The sequence below is a fragment of the Bradyrhizobium sp. CCBAU 65884 genome, from assembly GCF_028128835.1.
Lineage (GTDB): Bacteria > Pseudomonadota > Alphaproteobacteria > Rhizobiales > Xanthobacteraceae > Bradyrhizobium > Bradyrhizobium ottawaense.
Genome location: NZ_LBJU01000117.1, coordinates 11,929 through 34,501, shown reverse-complemented (window position 1 = coordinate 34,501; position 22,573 = coordinate 11,929). Strand labels below are relative to the sequence as shown.

The window sequence follows — 22,573 nt, the reverse complement described above, 5'->3', positions numbered from 1 at the left end:
CGGATGAACTCCCTCGCCCCGCTTGCGGGGAGAGGGTTGGGGTGAGGGGGACTCTCCGCGAGCGTATCAGCAGTTGGACTCGTGGAGACTCCCCCTCACCCGAATGTGCGCTATGCGCACATTCGACCTCTCCCCGCAGGCGGGGAGAGGTGAAGAAGGAAGGGCTCACTTGTCGAGCCATGCGTCCTTGAAGCCGTCATTGACCCCGATCCCCGTGGTGATCAGGTTCTTGACCTTGCAGCGCATGATGGTCGGGAATTGCAGCTCGAGCATCCAGGCCACCGGCACGTCTTCGACCAGGATCTTCTGCGCCTTCTCGTAGATCTCCTTGCGCTTGGAGTCCGGCGTTGCGACGGCACCGTCGGCGAACAGCTTGTCGATCTCGGGGTTGGAGTAGCCCTCGACGTTGTTGAAGACCTGGCCCTTGGCGATGGCGCTGGAGACGTAGTTTCGGCCGACGCCGAGCGCGGGATCGCCATACTGGTAGAGATAGGTGAAGGCGATGTCGTAGTCCCAGTCGCCGATCTTCTGGTTGCCGCCGGCGACGTCGGTGGCGATGGTCTCGATGTTGATGCCGACGTCCTGGAGGTTCTGCTTCACCGCTTCACCCCAGCGCTGCCAGGTCTCGCCATAAGCGAGCGGCAGCAGGCGGATCTTCTCGCCCTTGTAGCCGGCTTCCTTCAAGAGGGCCTTGGCCTTGGCCGGGTCGTACGGATATTTCGGCACGTCGTCAGTATAGTATTTGATGGTGGAGGCGGAGGGGCCGGTCGCGACCTTGCCGAGCCCGTTCCAGATCACGTCCTTGGCGAATTCGCGGTCGATCGCATACATGACCGCCTGCCGCACCCGCTTGTCGGCGAGCGGGCCCTGGCGGTTGTTGAGCCACAGCCAGGCCAGCGGCGAGAAGAACTCCCAGCCGGCGCCGGTGACGCAGGTGTCCTTCAGCTTGGACAGCCTGGGCACGTCGAAGTTCTCGACCGAGCCGCCGGGCAGCACGTCGACCTTGCCAGTCTCGTAGGCCACCGAGCGCGCGGCGGCGTCGGGAATGATCTGCCAGTAGATCTCGTCGAGATAGGGTTTGCCCTTCTCGTGATAGTTCGGGTTCTTGGCCAGGCGAATGAACGAGCCCTTCTGCCATTCCTTGAACATGAAGGGGCCGGTGCCGACCGGGGCGTTGTTGTAGGGATTGGTCTTCCAGTCGGTGCCGTCATAGAGATGCTTCGGCACCATCGGCATCGAGCCGACCTCGAAGATGCCGAGGAACGGGCCGAACGGCTGCTTGAGCGTGAAGACGACCGTGTAGTCGTCGGGCGCCTCGACCTTGTCGACCTGCGCGAGGTTGTTGCGGGCGCGCGCGTGGGTCTGCTTCAGCATCTCGACCGAGAACAAGACGTCGGCGGCGGTGAAAGGCTTGCCGTCATGCCAGGTGACGCCCTTCCGGAGCTTGAAGGTGTAGGTCTTGGCGTCCTCGCTGACGCTCCAGCTTTCGGCGAGCTCCGGCTGCGGTTCGAGCTTGGGGCTGTAGCGCAGCAGCCCTTCGAAGATGTTGCCCGACACCATCTGCACCGGGCCGTTCTGGACCATCGCCAGCATCAGGCCGGGCGGCTCAGGCTGGATCACCGCATTGATCACACCTCCCGTCTTCGGCTCTTGCGCCAGTGTCGGGGCCGTGAGGCCGCACGCCAGGAGGAGACCAAGCAACACTCGTTTCGGCATGTCGTATCTTTCTCAAGCGAGACCAGCCGTCAACGCTTCGCACGTCATGGCGCGCAAAGCTACGGCCGGCCCATCCCAGTCCCCATCCGGTATCGAGGCTCACACAGTCCCGTTCCGCGCCGCAAGATGAAAGTCGCGACAGTGTTCGCACAAAAAATGTACAGCGCGTCCTGTTTTCACTTGATTCATCGTCGTGCCGCGGAGACAAGTCGGCGATGGACAATGCCACGCGCTCCGAACGGTCCCGCAATGCTGCGCTCGAAGCAGCCATCGCGATCATCGCGCGCGACGGGCCGGGCCGGTTGACGCTCGATGCGATTGCGCGCGAGAGCGGGCTGAGCAAGGGCGGCGTGATGCATCAGTTCCGCACCAAGGAGGCGGTGCTGAAGGCACTCCTCGAGCGGCAGATGGCGCATTTCGAGGAATTCTCGACGCGTTATATGGCGAAGGCGGGCGAGACCTCCGCGAATCCCAATCTGGCGACCCAGCTGGCCACGGTGCGCGAAGCGGCGACGTCGCCGAATTCCGCCGCGCTGGCGCTGGTTGCGGCCATGGTGGAGAATCCGCGTCTGATGGCGCTGCCGCGCGAGCGCGAGATGGAGCGGATGGCCGCGATCAGGGAAGAGGCCACGGATCCCGATCTCGCGATGCTGCGCTGGGCCGGAGCGATGGGACTGCTATTGAGTTCGCTGTTCGGCATGTCGCCGCTCAGCAAGGACGAGCACCAGCGACTGTTCGCGCGCCTGCTCGACGATGCGCAGTGGACCAGCCTCGAACAACCGGCCGCAAAACGTGCCGCCAAATCCGGAACGGCAGCGGTCGCGAAGGCTGCAACCCGGCGCAAACGCGCCTGATTCATCGTTAACGAATTCGAACCGGGGCCTGCCCAAAGCCGCGCCTGCGGCCAAACGCGTCAGGACGTGACTTTCGAACTTTACAAACCGTCTGGTCGGTTTTATAAGACCGGGCACTGAGGCAGCCCAACGCTTCCGAAACGCCCCGGACGAAGCCGAGGGTTGGCAATGGTGAGCCCCGCAGCCGCGTCCGGTCCTTGACGTGGCTGCGGTCGCCATCGCCAGAACAGTGCCAAGAGGAGTCTGGAATGAATCGCTCGATCGCGGTGCGCGGTCTGGGAACGCTGGTGCTTTGCGTGGCCATGGCCGGCTGCGCGTCGATCGCGCCGGTACCCTATTCGGAGATGGCGTCCTCGGCCTACATGGCGCCCGACAAATCGGACCTCTCCGGCCGCGTACCCTACCGCTATTCCACGCCGGTCGACTGGCGCACCTATGGCAAAGTGATCCTCGATCCCGTCGTGGTCTATCGTGGCCGGGATCATCAGTTCGGCGACATGTCCGGCAAGGACAAGGCGACGCTCGCTGCCTACATGCAGAACTGTTTCGCCGACCGGCTGCGCGGCCGCTTCGTGCTGGTGCGCGAGCCCGGGCCGAACACGCTGCGGATCAGGCTGACACTCACCGGCGCCGTCGCCAACACGCCGGTGCTCGGCACGCTCTCGCGCTTCGACCTTGCCGGCGCCGTCTACAACGGCGTGCAGGCGGCGCGCGACGGCGAGGGGACGATGACCGGCTCGGTCGTCTACGGCGTCGAGATCTTCGACGCAACGACCTCGCGGCTGCTCTCCGCCTACGTCACCAAGCAATACCCCGCTGCCTACGACATCAAGGCCACCGCCGGCGCGCTCGCGGCCGCCACGGCGGGCCTCGACAAGGGCGCCGACGCGCTGATGGCGCAGCTGAACTGACGCCGCGATCCATTCAACGAAAGGTGTTGCTGATGAACATTCTCCTTCGCTTCGTGCTGCGCATCGCGATCACGATCGTGATGCTGGCGTTTGGCGGCCGCGCCGGCGCCGTCACGCCGACAGATCCGAGCGGCACCTGGCTGGTCGAGGACGGCCGCGCCCGAATCCGCCTCGAGCGCTGCGGGCCGTCGCGCGATCGCCTCTGCGGCTTCATTGTCTGGATGAAGGAGGCGGCCGACAAGCGCGGCCAGCCTTACCGCGACAGCCAGAATCCGGATCCGGACAAGCGCGCCCGCACATTGCTCGGCCACCAGCTCATCATGGGCTTGCAGGCGACGCCCGAGGGGCGCTTTGCCGGCGACATCTACAACGCCGAGGACGGCAAGTCCTACTCGATGTCGATCTGGCGCGAGTCGCCGGATCGCCTCAAGCTCAAGGGCTGCCTCATCAAATTCCTGTGCCAGACCCAGACCTGGCAGCAGACCCTCGACGTGCTGCCCGGCCAGCTCGTCGGCCTGACCGGCGATCTCAACGGCCCGCGCGCCGACAAGGAATGGGCGGCGGTGCCGGCCCCGAGGCCGATCCAGGCCAAAGCGAAGTAGTCTTCAGGAGGTCCGCAGCGCCCGGCGCAATTCGTCGAGCGCGTCCGCGAGCTGCTCGCGGTGTGCGATGTCGTCCTTGGGGAGGGCGGCGACGCTGACGGCGAGCTCACGCAGGATGCCGGCGAGGAGGCCGAAATTGAGGTGCAGGTGCACCGATTTGCGTTCGTCGGCGGCGCCGGGATGCTGCAGCACCAGCGCAACACCGCTGCCATCGAGCCGCGCCTCGAACCGCGACGAATGCTCGAAGGTGCCGACGTAGAACTTGTCGGGATATTCGAGCGCGACCTCTGCTTTGTCGGGAACCGGCCTGGACATCTGAACCTCGTCGATATCAGCCATTTCTGGCCGGGAATAAACCGGGCTGCCTTGCAATAGGTCAGAGACGGCTTTCAGATTTGATCCGGATCAAAGCCAGGCCGCCGCTTTTGCGATCGAATAGCAACTGGCGGGACCCGGCGCTGTGCGTCCTGCCCCCTGAGCCGTGAGACGCGTGAGACGATCGATGGACATCCAGGCCACGAATATCCCTGCGGTCGACGATAGCGGACCTGATGTCGCCAACATCGAGCTGCCGCCCGATGCGGGCGTGCAGCATTGTCTGCAATTGCTCGGCAATGCCGGCCTGCGCCCGACGCGCCAGCGCCTGGCGCTCGGCCAGTTGCTGTTCCTGCGCGGCCATCGTCATGTCACCGCCGAGAGCCTGTTCGAAGAAGCGATGGCGGCGAGCGCCGATCTGTCGCTCGCGACCGTCTACAACACGCTGAACCAGTTCACAGAGGCCGGTCTCTTGCGCCGGATCGCGGCCGACGGCATCAAGTCGTTCTTCGACACCGACACATCGGTGCACCCGCACTTCTATCTCGAAGGCGAGGATGTGCTGGTCGACGTCGCCGAAGGTCTCGCCTTCACCAAGATCCCCGAGGCGCTTCCCGGCCACGAGATCGCGCGGCTCGACGTCATCGTCCATTTGCGCCGCAAGCGCGCGTAGCGCCGGGGTAGGAGAAGCCGCCTAGCGCAGCCCTGCGCGCCGGAATCCTTCCAGATAGTGTTCGCGATCCCCGTCATTGGCCCACGGCAGTTGCGTCGCGATCCAGTGCAGCGAGATGTCGGGCTGGGTGCGGCGGAGCTCGCCCAGCGCCGTCTCCGCAAGCGTTCCGTCACCGGTCATGCCGGCGGAGACCGCGAGCACGCGGTAGGCGCCGGTGAGATCGCCGCGATGGCGGATCGCCTCGCGCGCCAGCGCGATGGCCTCGTCATAACGGCGTTCGGTGAAGCGCGCATAGCCCGCGATGCCGTGATAAATCGCCAGCGACGGATCGCGCGGTGACAGCCGGATCGCCCGTTGGGCGGCCTCGAACGAATCCTTCGAGCGCCCGGCATAGGACAGCGCCAGTGCGTAATAGCCCTGCGCCAACGAGAAGTTCGGATTGAGTGCGAGCGCCTGCTCGAACTCGGACAGCGCGTCCGCAAGCCTGCGTGTCGAGAAGCAGACGCTGCCGAGGCCGACATGCGCCCAGGCATCCTCATGGTCGCAACGCACCGCGGCCAGCGCGGCGGCTTCCGCCACCGGCGCCACGGTGGCGAGCTCGGCCCAGCCGAGATGCACGCCGAGCATGTAATTCGCCGCCAGCACCGACAGCGCCTGACCGTAATTCGGATCGATCCCGATCGCGCGTTCCAGCAGCGTCCGTGCGGCCTCGTGATCGCGCCGGGTCACGCGCCAATAATGCGACAACGCCCGCATCAGGAAATCCCAAGCGTCCAGGCTCGCAGGCCCCTTGCGGTGGGCGCGAAAACTCTCGGCCGCGTGAATCTGCGGTTCGATCGCCGCGGCGATCGCGTTGGTGATCTCGTCCTGGACGGCGAAGACGTCGACCAGCTCGCGGTCGTAGCGCTCGGCCCACAGATGGCTGCCTGACGTGGCATCGTTGAGCTGTGCGGTGATGCGCACCCGGTTGTTCGCCTTGCGCACGCTGCCTTCGACGACGTAGCGGACGCCGAGCTCCTCCGCGATCTGCCGGAGGTGGACTGCGCGCCCCTTGTAGGTGAAGGACGAGTTGCGGGCGATCACCATGAACCAGCGCTGCTTCGACAGCGCCGTGAGGATGTCCTCGCTGATCCCGTCGCCGAAATAGTCCTGCGCGGGATCGCCGCTCATGTTCTCGAAGGCGAGCACCGCGATCGCCGGGCGGTCCCCCGCGCGCGAGGGGGCGGGCCTGGCTTCGGCCGGCACGATCGACGCTGCCACATCTTCCCGGACCTCGCCGACGAAACGAAAGCCCTTGCGCGGAATGGTCTTGATCAGCCGCTGCGTCGCGCCGTCGTCGCCGAGCGCCTTGCGCGCGGCGTTGATGCGGCTGTTCAGCGCCGAATCCGAGATGATGCGATCGCTCCAGATCTGGCTGATCAGGTCATCCTTGCTGACCACACGCGCGCGTTGCGCGACGAGATAGAGCAAGAGATCGAACACCTGCGGCTGCAACGGCACGGCTGCCCCGCCGCAGGTGAGTTCCCGCAGGTCGCCATCGAGCACGTTGTTTTCAAAGCGAAATCGCACGTTTCTGTCGTCTCAAGCAAAAATCAAAGTCGTCTCAGGCGAAAATCAACCGTCCGCGAAAGTCTGGGGGCGTCCGATCCGGCATGGTGCGAAGACCAAACAGTGCCGATGCCTCGGCACAACGGAGCGTTCTATGACCCAACTTGATCACCAGGTTCATTCTATCAGCCCGGCGGTTGCGGGCTCACGCATTTTCAAGTTCATCGCCTTTCTGTACGGAATTGCGGCATATCTCGTGTTTTTCGTCACCATTCTCTACGCCATCGGCTTCGTCATGGGGCTGGTGGTGCCCAAGACGATCGATACCGGAACCGACACGCCGACGGCCGAAGCCGTCATCGTCAATCTCCTCCTGATGTCGCTGTTCGCCCTTCAGCACAGCGTGATGGCACGCAAGCAGTTCAAGGCGTGGTGGACGCAGTTCGTCCCCAAGCCGGTCGAGCGCTCGACATATGTGCTGTTCGCGAGTCTGTCATTGCTGCTCCTGTTCTGGCAGTGGCGTCCGCTGCCTGCGATCGTATGGAATGTCGAGAACCCGGATCTCGCCGTGACGTTGGTCACGCTGTCCTTCGCCGGGTGGATCCTGGTGTTCACCAGCACCTACCTGATCAATCATTTCGAATTGTTCGGATTGCATCAGGTGACCAACCATCTGGTCGGCAAGGAGATGACGCCGCCGCGCTTCAGGACGCCGCTGCTCTACAATTTCGTCCGCCATCCGATCTATCTCGGCTTCATCATTGCGTTCTGGGCGGCGCCGACCATGACCGCGGGGCATCTGCTGTTTGCGGTCGTCACCACGCTCTACATCTTCGTCGGCATCGCGCTGGAGGAGCACGACCTCGTCGCTCTCTTCGGCGACGAGTACCGGCAGTACAAACAACGGGTGTCGATGCTTATTCCCTGGCGCCGGTCACTCTAGCCTCGGCGCGGCACCGCGCGCGTCCGCCGAACGGAGGACGCTTGGCCGCGCCAACTGAGGTATGCGAGCATCTCGCACGCCCGTCCCCTCAACGTCCCCCGGGGTGATGTCCCCCTTCACCCCGACACCTCTCCCCGCATTCCCATCGGTCCCGACATATTGTGGACGAGGAGCGGGGAGAGGATTTCTTCCTCTCATCAAACGGAGACGACCAAATGAAACATGTCGGAAATTGCTTCTGTGGCGCGGTCACGATCGAGGTCACGGGCGCACCGGAGGCGATGGGCTATTGCCATTGCCGTTCCTGCCGCTCCTGGTCGGGCGGCCCGGTCAACGCCTTCAGCCTGTGGAAGCCGGAAGCCGTGCGCGTCACCGAAGGCGCCCAGAATGTCGAGACGTTTGCCAAGACGCCGCTCAGCGAGCGCAAATTTTGCAAGAAGTGCGGCGGCCATCTCATGACCAACCATCCGCCGCTCGGACTGGTCGACGTCTTCACCGCCACCATCCCGACGCTCGCATTCGCGCCCGGCGTTCACGTCAACTATGCCGAGACCGTGCTGCCGATGCGCGACGGCCTGCCCAAGCTGAAGGATTTTCCGGCCGAGTTCGGCGGCAGCGGCGAGATGATGCAGGAGTAGCGGCGCCGGTGTCGAGAGGGCGGCAACGCGCCGCCCTCTTTGTAGAGAAGGATAAATGATCAGCCGCCGCGCGATTCGACGACCTTGCGGCAGCTGTCCGAGAGCTTCGACTTGTTCTCGCGCAGGCAGGCATTCATCTGCGGCGGCTTGCCGATATGTTCGGCGCAGAATTTGCTGGCATCGCCACGGCAGGCCATTTGCTCCTGGACCGATGGACCGGATTGCGCAGCAGCGGGCAGGACGGAAGCGGCGAGCAGCAGCGCGGCAACAGCTGAAATCTTCATAAAGCACCTCTCTGGAATCGACGTTGTCCCGACCGGGATCAATCGGGCCGGACCATCTCGCGAAGGCCGTGCACGGGTCCATGCCATGTTCATGGCGTCGGCCCGGTGTCCCGGCCGCAGCGACCCCCATCTTCATGGCATGTATCCGCGCGCCGTCTTTTGTCATTCAGGCTGCACCTCGGCTGCGAAACCCGGTGATTGCATCGGGACGCCGAACGGGAAGCAGGAGAGCAAGGGATGTCGAAGAGAGCTGGAGCGCTGAGTGCGGGGCTGACGGTCATGGCGCTGGCCGGCGCGGCGATGGTGTCGCTGGGCACGAGCCCGGCACAGGCGGTGGTCTATTGCAAGACGGTCGGCGTGCCCAAGGGCTGCGTGGTGCGGCCGACGGCGGCGGTGGTGGTCGCGCCGGGAGCGCCGGTCGCAAGGGCCGCGGTCGCAACACCCGGCGTCGGCGCGCCCGGGGTCGGCGTGCGCGCGGGAACGCCGATGAATCGCGGCGGCCCGGTCAATCGTGTCGGCGTGCGCTGATATTTCCATTCGATTGAATTGATTGCATCGCCTCGGGCCCAGGGCGCCCTGCGGACGAACCCCCCGTCCTCCGCCGGCAAATCACCCGGCCCGTTCCCTCTCTCCGCGCGTCCCACACGTTCGGAGAGGGGGCTTTTCAGCCCGCAGCCGCGTCGCTGTCGGGAAAACGCTGCGGCAATTGCAGCCGCACGCGCGTCCCGGAAGCATCGGAACTCAGGTCGAGCAGCGCGCCGCAGCGCGCGGCGCGATTTCTCATGTTGCGCAAGCCGCGCGCGGTCTGGCCGGTGCGCCCGGCTTCGCCATGGCCGGCCAGCGCAAAGCCTTGGCCGTCGTCGGTCACGCTGATCAGGCCGTACGGCCCCTCGCTTGCATCGAGCGTCTCGATGGTGACCGCGATGCGATGTGCCTGTGCGTGCTTGACCGCATTGGTCACGGCCTCGTCGAGGATGCGCACGATCTGGATGACGTGCCATGGCCTCAGTTCAGGGTGCAGCGGCAGGCCCTGCGGGGTCGCCACGCGCCAGTCGAGCGTGATGTCGTGCGGCCGCAATTGTGCGCTCGCGCGCTCGCGCCAGGAGCCGAGCGCGAGCATCAGGTCGCCGCCGATGTCGTCCATGGAATCGATGACGAGGCGCAGATCCTTCAGCGCGGCCCGGGCAGCGTCGGTGATGGTCGCGCCCTCATGGCCGCGCTCGGAGAGCGCGACGATGCTGACCAGCTGGCCGCCGAGGCCGTCATGCAGGTCGCGCATCAGGCGCGTGCGCTCATTGGCGAGCGCGGCGGCGCGCGCGCGCTCCTCCTCGCGGACGAAGCTCGCCTTCAGCCGCTCCTCGGCCTCGCGCACGCGCGTCACCAACTGGCCGGCGAAGCTGTCGACCTGGTTCAGCGCGCGGGCGAAGCGCCAGGTCAGTCCCGCGCCGATCGCGACCAGCATCGCCGAATAGGACAGGCGCGAGACGAAGATGCGATCGTTGCTCACGATCTCGAGCACCGTGAGCATGTCCTGGATCCAGCAGACCAGCACGATGGTGACGGCGCAGCCGATCGTGAAGCTCGCCGCGTCCTGCCGCCGGACGACCGCGGTCGCGGTCACCCAGGCCATCAGAACCAGGCAAAGCCCGACCGTGGGGATGCCGAGCACCAGAAAAAGAATGCGCGGCAGCGGCGGGCCTCCGATCAGCCCGACCACGAACACGACCAGGCCCGGCACGAACAGCAGCATGCCGTAGCGCGGCCAGCGCCAGCCGAAGAACAGCACGCCGAACATGACGACCAACGCGCTCTCGATCGGCGCGGACGCCAGCAGCACTGCGGCAAGCCGCGACGTGGCGGCCGGCGGCACCGGCGGCGGGACGTAGGCCTGCACCACGCCGAGCACCATCGCAGCCGCCAACACGCCGTAGACCGGCTCGCGGCGCCGCATCAGCCACATGATCGCGAGGATGACGGCGAGGATCGACTGCCAGGCCGAAAACACCACCGGGAGGGTGACGAACAGCAGCGTCCGCGTCTCATAGGCTGGCCGCAAGGCGGCGTCGGGTCCGACATACACCGTGTCGAGAAAGCCCTTCAACGGTCCCCACACGAACAGGCGCACCGTGATCTCGTTGGCGCCCTCGCGCAGCAGTGAGGCGGGGATCGCTGCGATCTGCGGCGTGTTGCGGTCGGGCCGGTTGGCGTTGGCGTCGCGCCGGGAATCGAGCACGACGACGCCGTCGACGGCGACCTCCACCGCGTTGCTGAAGCGCGGCAGGTAGACCGACCATCCCGATGCCGCTTCGCCGCGCCGGAACGTGAAGCTGCCGGTGTAGATCGGCGGGTCGTCCAGGGAATAGCGCGACGCCGTGAAATGCGGCAGGTTCACGGGCAGCGTCACGCCGTCCTGCCGCAGCGAAAATCCGCTCAGCGCAAAATCGTCGGGGTCGTTCGGCTGCAGCAGCCGCAGCCCGAGAATGGTGGCGATCACGATCAGCGCCTGCAGCAGCAGATAGGGCACGAGGCGCGAGGCGATCAGTCGGCGCCGCGGCCGCGTGGGCGCCTTCGGAGCTGCCTTTGTAGGTGCCTTGGCCGCGATCTCGCTCACAGCTTGATCAGGCCCTGCTGCACCGCTTCGAACACCGCTTCGCTGCGCGTGTGCACCTCGAGCTTGCGATAGATGTTCTTGATATGGCCGGGCACGGTCTGCTTGGACAGGCCGAGATGGCTGGCGATCTCGGCATAGCTGAAGCCTTTTGCGATGCCCCAGAGGATGTCGATCTCGCGCGGGGTCAGCCTCGCCGTATTGAGCACGGGTCCCGGCGGTGGCTCCGCCGAATTTGGCACGGCACCTTGGGTTCTGCGCACGATGAAGCGCGCGATCGAGGCCGAGATCGGCGAATGGCCGGCGACCAGATCGCGCACGGTGGTGGCGATGTCGGTGGGGAAGGCGTCCTTGAGCAGATAGCCGGTGGCGCCGACCGTGATCGCCGAGATCACGCTCTCCTCGTCGCCGAGGGCCGAGATCACCATGATCTCGGTGTCGGGGAAGCGCTGCCTCATCTCGCGGATAAGCTCGATGCCGTGGCCGTCGGGCAGGCGCAGATCGGTCAGCAGCACGCGGGGCGCGCCGCCGGCAAGCGCGGAACGGGCTTCGCCGAGCGTGCCGGCGCTGCGCACCTCGTAGCCGGCCTTGACCAGCGCATCCTGCAGCCGCCAGCAGGTCGGCGCGTCGTCCTCGACGAGGAGGATGGTGATGGGTTCACCCGTCTCGCCCTGTTCGGTCATGATCATGGTCCCGCGACCCGCGTGTCCCCCGCGGCGCAAAGGCAAGTTTAACCGCCGGACGCGGGCAGCGACACCCATAATCATGGGGGCGGGAATGCCCCGTGTCCAAGTCGCGGCGCTGAGCGCTCCGACGCTGCGTCCCCACTGGACCTCAGTTGCTCGCCAGCGGTAATGCCGGCCTGTCCGGCGGCATCGGTGGGGCCGGCAGGCGCTGGACCTTGATCTTCGCAGTGCCGCTGTTGTTTCGGTAGAAGAGATCGTGCGGCCCCTGGATCGCATCGAGCCAGGACGGGACCAACGACTCCGGAAGCAGCCGCGGGAATATCTGGACGGCGTCATTGACGTAGAAGAACAGCTCGCCGGACTCGGGCGCCACGAATTCGGCGACGACGCGGCCGGTCAACAGCTGCTTCGTCCAGGCCTGGCCTGCCTCGGCGAGCATGACCGGCGGAATCGGTTCGAATTTGCCGAGGCCGTCGAGCCTGCCCTTGAACTCGGCCGTGTCGTCGAGCCGCACGGGGTACCTGTTGCGGCTCCTGCTGATGTCGTCCTCCGCGGGCAGGGTGGGCTTCATGCGGCGGGGAAATTCGTCGGCCGGCATCACATTGACCGCCTTGAGCGGCAGGTCGTTGATGCCTTTGCTGCCGACGCGCACCACGGGCTGGAACCAGTCCGCCGCGAACAGACGACGCTCCGGCAGCGCCACGTAGTGGTGCGGCTCGTAGGTCGCAAATCCGTTCGCGCCGCTCATGATGGTGCGGTCGAACCATGGTTCTTTGATCTCGAGAAAGACGCGGTATTTGCGGCCCTTCTCGACGGCGAGCCCGCTCCACCAGCAAAAGTCCCTGGTGTCGAACAACGCGCGCGCGTCGACCGGCTCGTCCGCCACCGGCGTGCCGGTCTGGAACGCGGCAGAGCCCTTGACCGTAGGCGGCGAGCAGACCGATCCGAGGGCGAGACGTCCGGTGAACAGGCTGCTCGACACGATCAGCGCGGCCGAGCCGAAGATCGCGATCAGGAAGACCGCCGGCACCAGTCCCCTGGTGATGACGCGTTGCGCCGGGCTGGCATTCAGGCGCATCCAGTGTCCGAACCGCATCAACGGCCCCGGCTTGTCGATGTGCTTCATGCTCGCCCTGCGGCGCGACGTGTTCCAGGCAAGACGCGCCCGCTCCTCGATGTCGTCACGCAACGTTCCGTTCTTGTGCCAGATCCACCAGGTGACGATCACCACGATCGACGTCAGGAAGGGATAGTAGGTCGCGATGTTGAGCCAGGGGGCCGCATAGGACGGCAGCACGTCTCGCAGCAGATTGGTCAGCGGCGCCACCACTGCGCCCATCACCCAGTCGATATTGGTGATGAAGGACAGTGCGCCGGTGCCCTCCAGGGCGCGGTCTTCGGACCACTGCACCAGCGCGTGCGCGATCCACGGCCAGGCGGCGATGACGCCGGCCATGAACAAAAGCGAGAAATAGGCGACGCGCCGCCACCACACGGTGTCGCGCGTGAGGCTCGACATGGTGGCGTCGGGCGTGCTCATCGCGGTAAAGGCTTTCGCCTCCTGCTCGCGTCGAGGGCCCGTCGCCTTTGCCAGATAGGCCGCTTTCAGAGCCTCGCGCGCATGCTGCTCGTCGATATCCTTGGTCTCTCCCTCGGATCGCAGCGGCAACCTCGTTCCGTCCGGCAGCAGCACCAGGCAGTTCGCCGGAAGCATGATGGGCGCGTAATCGTCGCAGCCGAGCAGCATGCGCTCGATGACGGCGAAGTGCACCACCGGCAGCCCGCCATTCACGTCGCCGCCGAGGATCGGACGCGGCCCGTAGCGGTACAGCACTGCTGCGCCGCTGCGGGAATCATGCCGCGGTCCGAGCGCCGATTGATATTCCCTGAAATGCTCGATCTCGCCGTCCTGGAAGCGCAACCGGTCGCCGAGCTGCTCGACCATCCAGACCAGCGGCACGAAGGACAGCGTGGATTCCGGATAGCCGCCGCCGATATCGGAATGGACGCCCGCGAACCACACTTCCTTGACGATCTGCCCCTGCGCCAGATGGCTCTGGTCGATCCGCAGCGGATGGAAGGTGGTGCGTTCGTCGTCGAGCGCGAGCGCGTGACAGGCGTGCCTGACCTTGTGCGACAGCCGGTGATTGCGGAACGAGATCGGCCAGATCGCCCAGTCGACGGCGAGGCGGAGCTCCTCGACCGGAACGCCGAAGGCCTCGACGGTGTCGAACAGGCCGAGGAATGCGATCTCGACCTCGCTACGCCCGTTCATCTTGCCCCGCACCTCGGCGTAGCTGCGGTGCCGGCAAAGCCAGTGATAGACGAACAGCAGGAAGTCGCGGATCCAGCGCGTGACCCAGATCGTCGGCAGGCTCTTGGTCCAGGGCACGGTCTCGCGCCGGTACTCGCGCCAGGCGGCTTTGACGTTGCGCCCCATCTCCGCATGCGACACCGGCGTGTCGTCGATCTCCGCCGGCACCAGGCCCTGGCTCGAGATCAGCGCCGCCAGCGTGCGCGCGGTGAAGGCGCCGCGGCTGAAGCCGAAGATGTAGATGTCGTCGCCCGGTCGCCAGTTCCAGCACAGGAAGCGATAGAGCTTGCGGACGTTGCCGGGGACGCCGACGCCGGTGGCGCCGTCGAGCGCGGCAAGCGGTGCCCAGCCGGCGGTGCCGACACCCTTGATGTAATGCGCGATCTGATCGGGCTGGGTATGGTCCAGGGCTTCATAGAGACGCCAGACGCTGGATTCCTGCGTGGTGAAAGCATTGCCGGTGCCGTCGGCGAACAGCACCAGCTTGCGTCTTGGCAGGGCCGCGCTCGCGCTCCCGCCGGCATTCCCATCCCTGTCGCTGGGCGCGCGTTCCGGCCTCGGAGAATCGGCGTTCCCCCCGACATCATGATGCGTCATGGGCCCCTCCGGCAATTCGACGAGGAAAGCGTCAGGCCAAACCGGGCATCATTTCCCGGAATCAATCAATGGTTGAAATCTCTGAAACATGAAAATACAGGTGCATTCTGCGCACAATCCCGCTGAGGTAGCAAGTGGGATCATGCCGCCCCGCCGTGTCGGGTCGTCGCTGAATGGCAGCGGCGATCCACTGGCGCTGCTTCCGGCGGTCGTTGTCTCCGTGGCGACGGCTTTGTGCTGGATGTGCTGACGCCGTTACGAGAGATCCACCCGCGGCGGCGGGTAGCGCCGCGCCAACAGCGATAGCGACAGATCCCGCTCGTCCGCCGGCAGCTCCAGATAGGCCAGCACCAGCGGCCGCTTCCAGTCGCCGACGCCGAAATCCATCGCCATCCATTTCTGCGGCTCGGGGCCCTCGAGCCCCCGGACCCAGACGAAATAGCGGGGGAGATCGTCGGCGTCCGTCCTGCGTGTCCTGGCCATCAAACTGTCCGCTGCATCAGATCGGTTGCCACAGGATATAGGAACTGGCGCGGCGAAGTCGAACGCCTCCAGACGCGTAATCTCTCCTCCTCGTCATTGCGAGGAGCTCTTGCGACGAAGCAATCCAGACTGCTTCCGCGGATGCATTCCTGGATTGCTTCGCTTCCGCCTTCGCTCTTCGAGCTTCGGCGGACGAGGCGCTCGCAGTGACGGGAGAGAGCGTGCCTCTCTCTCTCTCGTGCCCCGGCGCGCAGCGCAGCGCTACTTCAGCGGTGCGCTGCAGAGCCGGGGCCCATGTCGCGGCGTTGGAATGTGTCACCTCTGGGTCCCGGGCCGCGATCCAAAAATTCTGCTTGACCGAAATTCGGAATATCGTATGTGTTCCTCATCCTGGCCCAAGGATAAGGGGCGTTTCGCGATCGTCACGATGCGCGGGCCGGGTGGCGGTGGACGGGGAGCGCATCGGCGCGCCAGCAATCGCAGGGCGGGCTTGGCCCGTGAGCGGTTGAGCAGCGCGCACACGACCGGTGCGGTCCGCGTACGGCAAAAGCGTGTCGTCCTGACGCCCGGGGTCTGTGCGTCAAGGCTTGCGGTGATGTGAGCTGCCCGACCGGGCGTGCGCATCAGCCATCCGCAAGGCGACGGGGGCAATAGTGCATCGCTCCCCGGGGAGAGCGCGCCATAAGCCGTCAAACCACTGCGCAGGGAAAGGCCGGGATGTCCTGGGCTGCCCTGTATGCCGCTGTGCATTTGTCTTCGCAATTTGCGCGCAGCGGACCGCGGGTGCCAGCCGGCGCCCGGCCTTCCCTGCGCCCTTTCCTCAGGAAGGGGCGTCGAGAGAAGCACAGGACTCGGGCGTCATGCGTCGCGAGGGCGAAGCGGCGTGTCCTGTTATCCAGAAATTGAAGTGGGCACGCTGGTCCTGCCGATCACCGCCACAACTCGCAGGTCGCCACGCGGTTGATGTCGGCGAGCCGGCGAGCGGCGTTTCCGTGCAGATCGAGGCTTTCGACCAGCGTCAGCAGGCGCCGATAGGCGATTTCGGCAATGTCGACCGGCAGCGGGGCCTCGTCAAAGGCCTCGATATAGCTGCCGACGACACCGCTGAGCAGGCGGCACAGGCCGCGCTGGGCGGGATCGTGCTGGCCGAGCGTCTCGAGCTTCTGCTGAAAGGTCTGGAAGGTCCGCAAACCGTGGTGTTGCTGCGAAAGCCACGCGTGCAGGTCGTTCATATGAGCTCCTTCGAGTGACGGAAGAAGCTACCGGTTTATACAGTGGAGATGCGGGGATGGCTAGGGTGAGGGAGCGGAGCTTGCCGAGAGAGTCCGTCTTCGCCAAGAGGCTACGCCGGACACGCTTCGTCTTTCAGTCTAGCGTAGCCGCGCCACGCGAAGCCCGAAGGGCGAAGCGTGGTGCCCCTGGCCGGAATCGAACCAGCACTCCTTGCGGAACTCGATTTTGAGTCGAGCGCGTCTACCAGTTCCGCCACAGGGGCCCTCGGTCGGCCCTTGAAGGGAGCGTCGCGAAGCCGGCGGACTATAGCCATGGACAAAGCGGGGTCAACCCGCGCCAAAGTGATGTCAGCCGTTCTCGACAGCCGCATGGACCGGGGCTAGAGGCTTAAGGGCGCGACCTATCGGAAAGAGGCTGCCGTGACGACCCAGAGTGCCGCCATACCTGCGTTCAAGCCGGCTGCCAGCGGCTCTGCGCTGACGGCTTCGCTGCTCATCACGCTGATTGCCGCGGCGACCATCGCGGGTGCCTGGTTCTTCCAGCTCGTGCTGGAGATCCTGCCCTGTCCGCTCTGCCTGGAGCAGCGCTACGCCTATTACCTCGCGATTCCGCTCGGTGCGCTCACGGCGCTGGCGGCGCGGAGCGGAGCGCCGCGGCCGCTGCTGCTGGCGGGGCTCGCGATCCTCGCGCTGGCGACGCTCGCCAATGCCGGTCTCGGCACCTACCATTCCGGCGTCGAATGGGGTTTTTGGAAAGGGCCGACCGATTGCTCCGGTCCCGTCGTCAACCTCGGCAATGCCGGCGATCTCTTTTCAAAGCTCGACACCGTGAAGGTGGTGCGCTGCGACGAGGTGCAGTGGCGCTTCCTCGGCCTCTCGCTCGCCGGCTACAACGTGCTGATCTCGCTCGTGATGGCCGCGATTGCCGCGTGGGGATTTGCGAAGACGGCGAGAGGCTAGGCAAGCTGCCGTAGGGTGGGCGAAGGCGCCCTTCGCGCGCCGTGCCCACCATCTCGTAGTGATAAGGGCGAAAGAGAACGTGGGCACGGCGCTAGTGCGCCTTTGCCCACCCTACGAGAGTTCGGCTCCATCAATCATCCACATCGTCCTGCGTGCGCCCGAACAGATGCACGATGCCCGGCGTTGCGATCGTCACGAACACGAAACGCGACAGGTGGTGGGCCCCGACGAAGATCGGGTCGATGTGCAAGGTCAGCGCCAGCGCCAACATGGCGTCCATCGCGCCCGGCGCGAAGGCGACCACGACATCGGAGAACTTGACCTGCGTGGTCAGCGCGACGATGCCGACGAAAACGGCGGAGACCGCGATCGCGACCGTGAACGAGCCCAGTGCCGCGTTGATGTGACCGGCGAGCGTCTTGATGCGCATCCGCGCGAAACGGCTGCCGATCAGCGCGCCGATGCCAACCAGCGCCACACCGCGCACCCAGTCCGGCAGGCCGCCCTCGACCCAGCCGGCGCCATGCAGCACGCTGGAGGCGATCATGGCGCCGAACATCCAGCTCGCCGGAAACCTGATCAGGCGCAGGACCAGCGCCATGGCCAGCGAGGCCGCGACCAGCTCCACGAGATCGAGCGGCGAGGCGATCGCCGTCGCCAGCGACGGCGCGGCGGAGGGGGCGACGCCCGCAAATGCAAGCACCATCGGCAAGGCCGCGGTGAGGATGATGACGCGCATGGTCTGCACCACCGCGATGCCCGGCAGGTCGGCGCCGCGCTCGACCGCCAGGATCGTGATCTGCGACAGCGCGCCGGGGCTGCCGGCCAGGAAGGCCGAGGTGCGGTCCCAGCCATGGATGCGCTGGAGGTAATAGCTCGAGCCGAAGGTCGAGCAGAACGTCGCCAGTGCAAGCAGCCCGATGGTGAGGGGGTATGCGCCGGCCTGCTGAAGCAGATGGCGCGAGACCACCGAGCCCAGCGAAATCCCGAGCAGCACCAGCACGGTCTGGGTCAGGAGCGGCGGCAGCGCGAGCTGGCGCCCGGCGATCGCGGCAATCCCGACCGCGATCATCGAGCCGGAGATCAGCCCGCCGGGAAGGCCGGCGAGGAGAAACACAAGGCCGCCGGCGGTGCCGATGGCGAGCGTCTCCGCCGTGCTCAAGATCTTGGCACGGCTCGGCCATTCAAACGACAGGGAGGCGGCGATTTGCTTCACGCCACCTTATCGCAAATCAGCGAGAGGCGCACAATTGCAGGCTCGTCATGCCGCAATGCGCGCGCCTCTCGCGAGAAGCTCGCGGAAGATCGTGTCGGAGGCCTACTTCTTGTCGGCAGCCGGCGCGGCGGTGCCCGCCTTGGCGGTCTTGATGCATTCGGAGCGGAATTTCTTGCGCTCCTTGCCGTGCAGGCCCTTGGCGTCGGCCTGCTTGGAGCATTCGAGCGACTCGGCCGAACGCTCCTTCGGGGCCTTCTTGTCGGCCGTGGCGGTGTCGGTCTTCGTATCGGTCTTGGCCGCCGGCGCGGCGGTCTGCGCGAAGGCGGTGCCGCCGGCGAGCAGGGAGGCGAGGGCGACAGCGGCGAGGCGAGAGGCGAGGGTCATGGTGTTGCACTCTTCTGGCGAGAATTGCGAAGGGCTGCGAACGTCGGCTCGCGTTGCTGAACGCGACATGAATAATCTGAACGGCGTCGTTACTATATTTTGGCGGCCGGGAGCCATCGCTTCCTTGTCGCGAATGGCCGGCACGCTAGGATAGCAAGTCTTGTTTCACTTCCCCTCGGGGGAAGACCAAGGAGGAGACCTGAGGATGACCATTCAATCAAAAATGCTGTGCGCGATTGCGTTGTCGGGATTTGCTGCGTTGGCGGTATCGGCGCCAGCGCAGGCGCTGACGTCGCAGGAGTGCAGCGCCAAATACCAGGCGGCCAAGAAGGACGGCTCGCTCGGCACCATGAAGTGGAATGACTTCCGCAAGGCCCAGTGCGGCGCGGATGCAACGCCGGCTGCTGCAGCACCGGCTGCTCCCGCACCGACCGCGGCTGCGCCCGCCGCTCCCGCCGAGCCGAAGCAGGCCAAGAAGGAGGCGGCCCCCGCCGCCGCGCCGACCCTGCCGGCGGGACCCGCGATCTATCCGAACGCGATCGATCCGAAATATGCCAAGGAGACCCCGGGCAAGGGGCGCCTGCACACCTGCGTCGACCAGTACAACGCCAACAAGACCACCAACGGCAACGGCGGCATGAAGTGGATCCAGAAGGGCGGCGGCTACTACAGCGAATGCAACAAGAAGCTGAAGGGCGCCGCCTGAGCTTCGAGCTGATGCGAAGGCCGGAGCAGCGCTCCGGCCTTTCTGCTTAAATTTTAGTTTGAGCACGATCTTTCGGAAAACCGCTGCACACTTTTCCGGATCATGCTCTAGTTGAGCAGCTTCTCGGCCGATTTCGCCACCAGTTGCGACCGCTTGCGCGGCCCGCGCTCGACGAACAACAGGCTCTGGCCGAAGATGAAGCAGTAGAACAGGAAGGCCTGCGCCTCGGCCTCCTCGGGCGCAAGCCCGGTCGCGCGATAAAGCTCGGCCACGTGCTTGAGCCGCGCTGCGTCCACGCTCGCCACGGCGGCCGCGGCGTTCTCGTCGGAGCGGGCCCATTGCCGGATCGCGAGCTCGATCGCCATGGCTTCCGGATTGAGCCGCTCGGAGTAGAGCTGGATCACCGCCTTCAGCCGTTCGCGGGGGTGTTGGCCATCGAGGCGCGTCTGCTGCGCGATCGACGCGGCCCGCCCCTCGCGCCAGCGCTGCAGCATGGCTTCGAGCAGCGCGGCGCGGTCGGCGAAGCGCCGATAGAAGCCGCCCTTGGTGACGCCGAGATTCTTGGCGAGCACCTCGACCCTGACACCCTCGACCCCCGAGCGGGCGAGCTCGGCAAACCCCGCCTCGACCCAGACATCGCCCTTGCCGTCGCTCATGAAAGAAGCCTCTCGAACTCTTGATACGGTGCCGTATTGCTAACGCGTCTCGTGCCTGATACGCTACCGTATCAAGATCAATAAACAACGAGGGCGGAATGGCGATGGAGCAGGAGGCGACCTATCGCGGCACGGTCTATCCGTGGCAATGCGACCATGTCGGCCATATGAACATCATGTGGTATGTCGGCAAATTCGACGAAGCCAACTGGAATCTGTTCGCCCGCCTCGGCTTGACGCCGAGCTATTTGCGCTCCTCCGGCCGCGGCATGGCCGCCGTGCAGCAGAACATCGCCTACAGGCGCGAGCTGCTCGCCGGCGACATCGTCGAGGTCCGCAGCCATCTGCTCGAGGTCCGCGACAAGTCGATCCGCTTCCGGCACGACATGACGAATGCCGAGACCGGCGAGATCGCCGCAACTTGCGAGATCACCGGCGTGCACATGGATCGGAGCCAGCGCAAATCGGCGCCGTTCGCGGATGCCATCCGGGAGATCGCTCTGCGCCATCTCGCCGATCCGGCCGAGGCCTGAACCATGGCCGCGTTCGAGCCGAAGAACCCGGGCTATCGCGCGGCGGCGATCGCAATGTTCGACGGCCAGCCGGCGATGCACACGCTCGGCATCGTGATCGTCCGCCTTGCACCGGGCGAGGCCGAGCTGGCGATGCTGCATTCGCCTGATCTCACGCAGCAGAACGGTTTTGTCCATGCCGGCATCATCACGGCAGGGCTCGACAACGCCTGCGGCGTTGCCGCCTTTACCCTGATGCCAAGGGAGGCTGACATCCTCACCGTCGAGTTCAAGACGACCCTGCTGGCACCCGCTCGCGGCGAACGGTTCGTGTTCAGGGCGGAGGTGGTCAAGCCCGGCCGCACGCTCACGTTCTGCGAGGCCAGGGCGTTTGCCGAGCACGAGGGCAACACCACGCTGATCGCCACGATGACCGGGACGTTGATGGCGATGCTGCCGCGCATTGCTGCTTCGCACGAGCCGCGCACGTCTCATGCATAGCTGCGATTGACAAGCCTGTCGGCGCATCTCTTGATGCGACGGTCATGCTTGCGAGTCTCGGCCTCATCCTGCTGTGCCAATTGATCGGCGAAGCCGTCGTGCGCGGCCTCGGGCTACCCTTGCCGGGACCTGTGCTCGGCCTGCTGCTGCTCCTTGATCCTGCTGCTCGCCCGCGATCGCTTCGCAGCGCTTGCATACGGGCCGCTGCGCAACGACGGCGTGGAAACGGCAAGCAAGGGCCTGCTGGCACATCTGTCGCTGTTGTTCGTGCCGGCCGGCGTCGGCGTCGTGCAGAAGCTCGACCTGCTCGCCTCCCATGGCATCGCCATCGTCCTCGTGCTTGCGCTCTCCGTGGTCGTCACGCTGCTCGCGACGGTGCTGACCTTCCGCCTCGTCAGCCGCCTGTTGAAGCAGCAGGACGCGCGATGAGCGACAATCCGTTCTCGCTCTGGGTCTATCTCTCGCAGTCGCCGCTGCTGTGGCTGACCGTGACGCTGCTGGTCTATGCCGCGACGGATGCGGTGTCGCTGGCGACGCGGCGCCATCCGCTCGCCAATCCCGTGCTGCACGCGATGTGGATCATCGGCGCGTTCCTGCTCGCAACCGGCACGTCCTATACGAGCTATTTCGCCGGCGCGCAGTTCGTGCACTTCCTGCTGGGGCCCGCCACCGTCGCGCTCGCGGTGCCGCTCTATGAGAACCGCAGGCGCGTCGTGTCATCCATCGTGCCGATGCTGGTGGCGCTGCTCGCGGGATCGGTCACGGCGGTGGTGTCGGTGGTGCTGCTGGCCGAGCTCGCCGGCCTGCCGCGCGACGTGGTGCTGTCGCTGGCGCCGAAATCGGTCACCGCCGGGGTCGCCATGGGCATCGCCGAATCCCTGCACGCCGATCCCTCGCTGGCGGCGGTGGCGGTGATCCTCACCGGCATCATGGGCGCGATCATCGTGACGCCGCTGATGAACCGCACCGGCGTCACCGATTACCGGGCGCGCGGCTTCGCCGCCGGCCTTGCCGCGCATGGCATCGGCACCGCGCGTGCGTTCCAGGTCGACGAGCTTGCCGGCGTCTTCTCCGGCATCGCCATGAGTCTCAACGCCTTGGTGACCTCGTTCCTGGTCCCCCTGGCGGTCACGCTGCTGGTGCGATGACATCGCCGCCGCGACACTCTATATGACGAGTAACAATTCCCGGTCCCGAACCGTATTCAGGGAGATGGGACCGAAACGGGACGAGA

24 protein-coding genes, 1 tRNA gene and 1 pseudogene are annotated in these 22,573 nt (G+C 65.8%); 13 read left to right on the top strand and 13 right to left on the bottom strand.

The annotated features are described in order from the left end of the window. Positions 1–165: 165 nt before the first annotated feature. On the bottom strand, positions 166–1,716 hold the full coding sequence (locus tag XI03_RS18825; protein WP_028139873.1) for an ABC transporter substrate-binding protein: 1,551 nt from the start codon (positions 1,714–1,716) through the stop codon (positions 166–168). Between the two features lie 215 nt (positions 1,717–1,931). Here XI03_RS18825 and XI03_RS18820 point away from each other — a divergent pair, with 215 nt between their 5' ends. The 3 genes from XI03_RS18820 (at position 1,932) to XI03_RS18810 (ending at position 4,083) form a co-directional block, all read left to right on the top strand. Further along, positions 1,932–2,570 (top strand): TetR/AcrR family transcriptional regulator, encoded by a 639-nt coding sequence (locus tag XI03_RS18820; RefSeq protein WP_028139874.1) that lies wholly within the window; start codon positions 1,932–1,934, stop codon positions 2,568–2,570. 248 nt (positions 2,571–2,818) lie between these two features. Beyond that, positions 2,819–3,481, top strand: coding sequence for a DUF3313 domain-containing protein (locus tag XI03_RS18815; protein WP_271592908.1), 663 nt, complete (start codon positions 2,819–2,821; stop codon positions 3,479–3,481). 32 nt (positions 3,482–3,513) lie between these two features. Next, positions 3,514–4,083 (top strand): DUF2147 domain-containing protein, encoded by a 570-nt coding sequence (locus XI03_RS18810; protein WP_271592907.1) that lies wholly within the window; start codon positions 3,514–3,516, stop codon positions 4,081–4,083. Positions 4,084–4,086: 3 nt separating this feature from the next. On the opposite strand, the gene XI03_RS18805 is transcribed toward XI03_RS18810, so the two are convergent. After that, positions 4,087–4,398 carry a hypothetical protein gene (locus tag XI03_RS18805; RefSeq protein ID WP_028139877.1) on the bottom strand — a complete coding sequence of 104 codons (312 nt, stop codon included), beginning with the start codon at positions 4,396–4,398 and terminating at the stop codon, positions 4,087–4,089. A gap of 187 nt (positions 4,399–4,585) precedes the next feature. Between XI03_RS18805 and irr the strand changes: the two genes are divergently transcribed. Then, complete coding sequence (gene irr / locus XI03_RS18800) at positions 4,586–5,071, top strand: Fur family transcriptional regulator Irr (protein WP_028139878.1); 486 nt, start codon at positions 4,586–4,588, stop codon at positions 5,069–5,071. A 21-nt stretch (positions 5,072–5,092) separates the two neighbouring features. Here irr and XI03_RS18795 read toward each other — a convergent pair whose 3' ends face one another. Further along, a complete protein-coding gene (locus XI03_RS18795; protein ID WP_271592906.1) occupies positions 5,093–6,640 on the bottom strand; it encodes a winged helix-turn-helix domain-containing tetratricopeptide repeat protein in 1,548 nt (515 codons plus the stop codon). A 133-nt stretch (positions 6,641–6,773) separates the two neighbouring features. Between XI03_RS18795 and mddA the strand changes: the two genes are divergently transcribed. Further along, positions 6,774–7,562, top strand: coding sequence for a methanethiol S-methyltransferase (gene mddA / locus XI03_RS18790; protein WP_271592905.1), 789 nt, complete (start codon positions 6,774–6,776; stop codon positions 7,560–7,562). Between the two features lie 215 nt (positions 7,563–7,777). Further along, complete coding sequence (locus XI03_RS18785; protein WP_028139881.1) at positions 7,778–8,200, top strand: GFA family protein; 423 nt, start codon at positions 7,778–7,780, stop codon at positions 8,198–8,200. Positions 8,201–8,259: 59 nt separating this feature from the next. Here XI03_RS18785 and XI03_RS18780 read toward each other — a convergent pair whose 3' ends face one another. Continuing rightward, positions 8,260–8,484, bottom strand: coding sequence for a hypothetical protein (locus XI03_RS18780; RefSeq protein ID WP_271592904.1), 225 nt, complete (start codon positions 8,482–8,484; stop codon positions 8,260–8,262). A gap of 237 nt (positions 8,485–8,721) precedes the next feature. On the opposite strand from XI03_RS18780, the gene XI03_RS18775 reads away from it, so the two are divergent. After that, positions 8,722–9,012: a hypothetical protein gene (locus XI03_RS18775; protein WP_018316308.1), complete on the top strand. Its 291-nt coding sequence runs from the start codon at positions 8,722–8,724 to the stop codon at positions 9,010–9,012. A gap of 136 nt (positions 9,013–9,148) precedes the next feature. Here XI03_RS18775 and XI03_RS18770 read toward each other — a convergent pair whose 3' ends face one another. From XI03_RS18770 to XI03_RS18745, 6 genes are all read right to left on the bottom strand, one after another. Further along, the gene (locus tag XI03_RS18770) at positions 9,149–11,095 is read right to left on the bottom strand and encodes a sensor histidine kinase (RefSeq protein ID WP_271592903.1); all 1,947 of its coding nucleotides are present in this window, start codon (positions 11,093–11,095) and stop codon (positions 9,149–9,151) included. Then, the gene (locus XI03_RS18765) at positions 11,092–11,775 is read right to left on the bottom strand and encodes a response regulator transcription factor (RefSeq protein ID WP_028139885.1); all 684 of its coding nucleotides are present in this window, start codon (positions 11,773–11,775) and stop codon (positions 11,092–11,094) included. The genes XI03_RS18770 and XI03_RS18765 overlap by 4 nt, the downstream gene beginning before the upstream one ends. Before the next feature lie 151 nt (positions 11,776–11,926). Next, a complete protein-coding gene (locus XI03_RS18760; protein WP_271592902.1) occupies positions 11,927–14,689 on the bottom strand; it encodes a DUF2235 domain-containing protein in 2,763 nt (920 codons plus the stop codon). 255 nt (positions 14,690–14,944) lie between these two features. Then, complete coding sequence (locus XI03_RS18755; RefSeq protein WP_038948568.1) at positions 14,945–15,172, bottom strand: hypothetical protein; 228 nt, start codon at positions 15,170–15,172, stop codon at positions 14,945–14,947. Positions 15,173–16,101: 929 nt separating this feature from the next. Then, positions 16,102–16,404 carry a hypothetical protein gene (locus XI03_RS18750; RefSeq protein WP_038948566.1) on the bottom strand — a complete coding sequence of 101 codons (303 nt, stop codon included), beginning with the start codon at positions 16,402–16,404 and terminating at the stop codon, positions 16,102–16,104. 178 nt (positions 16,405–16,582) lie between these two features. Continuing rightward, positions 16,583–16,667, bottom strand: a tRNA-Leu gene (locus XI03_RS18745). Positions 16,668–16,824: 157 nt separating this feature from the next. On the opposite strand from XI03_RS18745, the gene XI03_RS18740 reads away from it, so the two are divergent. After that, the gene (locus tag XI03_RS18740) at positions 16,825–17,364 is read left to right on the top strand and encodes a disulfide bond formation protein B (protein ID WP_271592901.1); all 540 of its coding nucleotides are present in this window, start codon (positions 16,825–16,827) and stop codon (positions 17,362–17,364) included. Positions 17,365–17,494: 130 nt separating this feature from the next. Here XI03_RS18740 and XI03_RS18735 read toward each other — a convergent pair whose 3' ends face one another. Both XI03_RS18735 and XI03_RS18730 read right to left on the bottom strand, forming a co-directional pair. Continuing rightward, positions 17,495–18,580, bottom strand: coding sequence for an AbrB family transcriptional regulator (locus XI03_RS18735; protein WP_271592900.1), 1,086 nt, complete (start codon positions 18,578–18,580; stop codon positions 17,495–17,497). Between the two features lie 102 nt (positions 18,581–18,682). Beyond that, positions 18,683–18,964 carry a PsiF family protein gene (locus XI03_RS18730; protein WP_271592899.1) on the bottom strand — a complete coding sequence of 94 codons (282 nt, stop codon included), beginning with the start codon at positions 18,962–18,964 and terminating at the stop codon, positions 18,683–18,685. 205 nt (positions 18,965–19,169) lie between these two features. Between XI03_RS18730 and XI03_RS18725 the strand changes: the two genes are divergently transcribed. Then, positions 19,170–19,670: a hypothetical protein gene (locus XI03_RS18725; protein WP_028139892.1), complete on the top strand. Its 501-nt coding sequence runs from the start codon at positions 19,170–19,172 to the stop codon at positions 19,668–19,670. Between the two features lie 107 nt (positions 19,671–19,777). Here the strand turns inward: XI03_RS18725 and XI03_RS18720 are convergent, their stop codons facing one another. Continuing rightward, the gene (locus XI03_RS18720; RefSeq protein WP_038948550.1) at positions 19,778–20,326 is read right to left on the bottom strand and encodes a TetR/AcrR family transcriptional regulator; all 549 of its coding nucleotides are present in this window, start codon (positions 20,324–20,326) and stop codon (positions 19,778–19,780) included. Positions 20,327–20,430: 104 nt separating this feature from the next. Between XI03_RS18720 and XI03_RS18715 the strand changes: the two genes are divergently transcribed. From XI03_RS18715 to XI03_RS18700, 4 genes and pseudogenes are all read left to right on the top strand, one after another. Then, a complete protein-coding gene (locus tag XI03_RS18715) occupies positions 20,431–20,859 on the top strand; it encodes an acyl-CoA thioesterase (RefSeq protein WP_028139894.1) in 429 nt (142 codons plus the stop codon). 3 nt (positions 20,860–20,862) lie between these two features. Continuing rightward, positions 20,863–21,339, top strand: coding sequence for a PaaI family thioesterase (locus XI03_RS18710; protein ID WP_028139895.1), 477 nt, complete (start codon positions 20,863–20,865; stop codon positions 21,337–21,339). A gap of 44 nt (positions 21,340–21,383) precedes the next feature. Continuing rightward, positions 21,384–21,768 (top strand): annotated as a pseudogene (locus XI03_RS18705) (CidA/LrgA family protein). Further along, a complete protein-coding gene (locus XI03_RS18700) occupies positions 21,765–22,487 on the top strand; it encodes an LrgB family protein (RefSeq protein ID WP_028139897.1) in 723 nt (240 codons plus the stop codon). The pseudogene XI03_RS18705 and the gene XI03_RS18700 overlap by 4 nt, the downstream one beginning before the upstream one ends. The last annotated feature ends 86 nt before the right edge of the window (positions 22,488–22,573 follow it).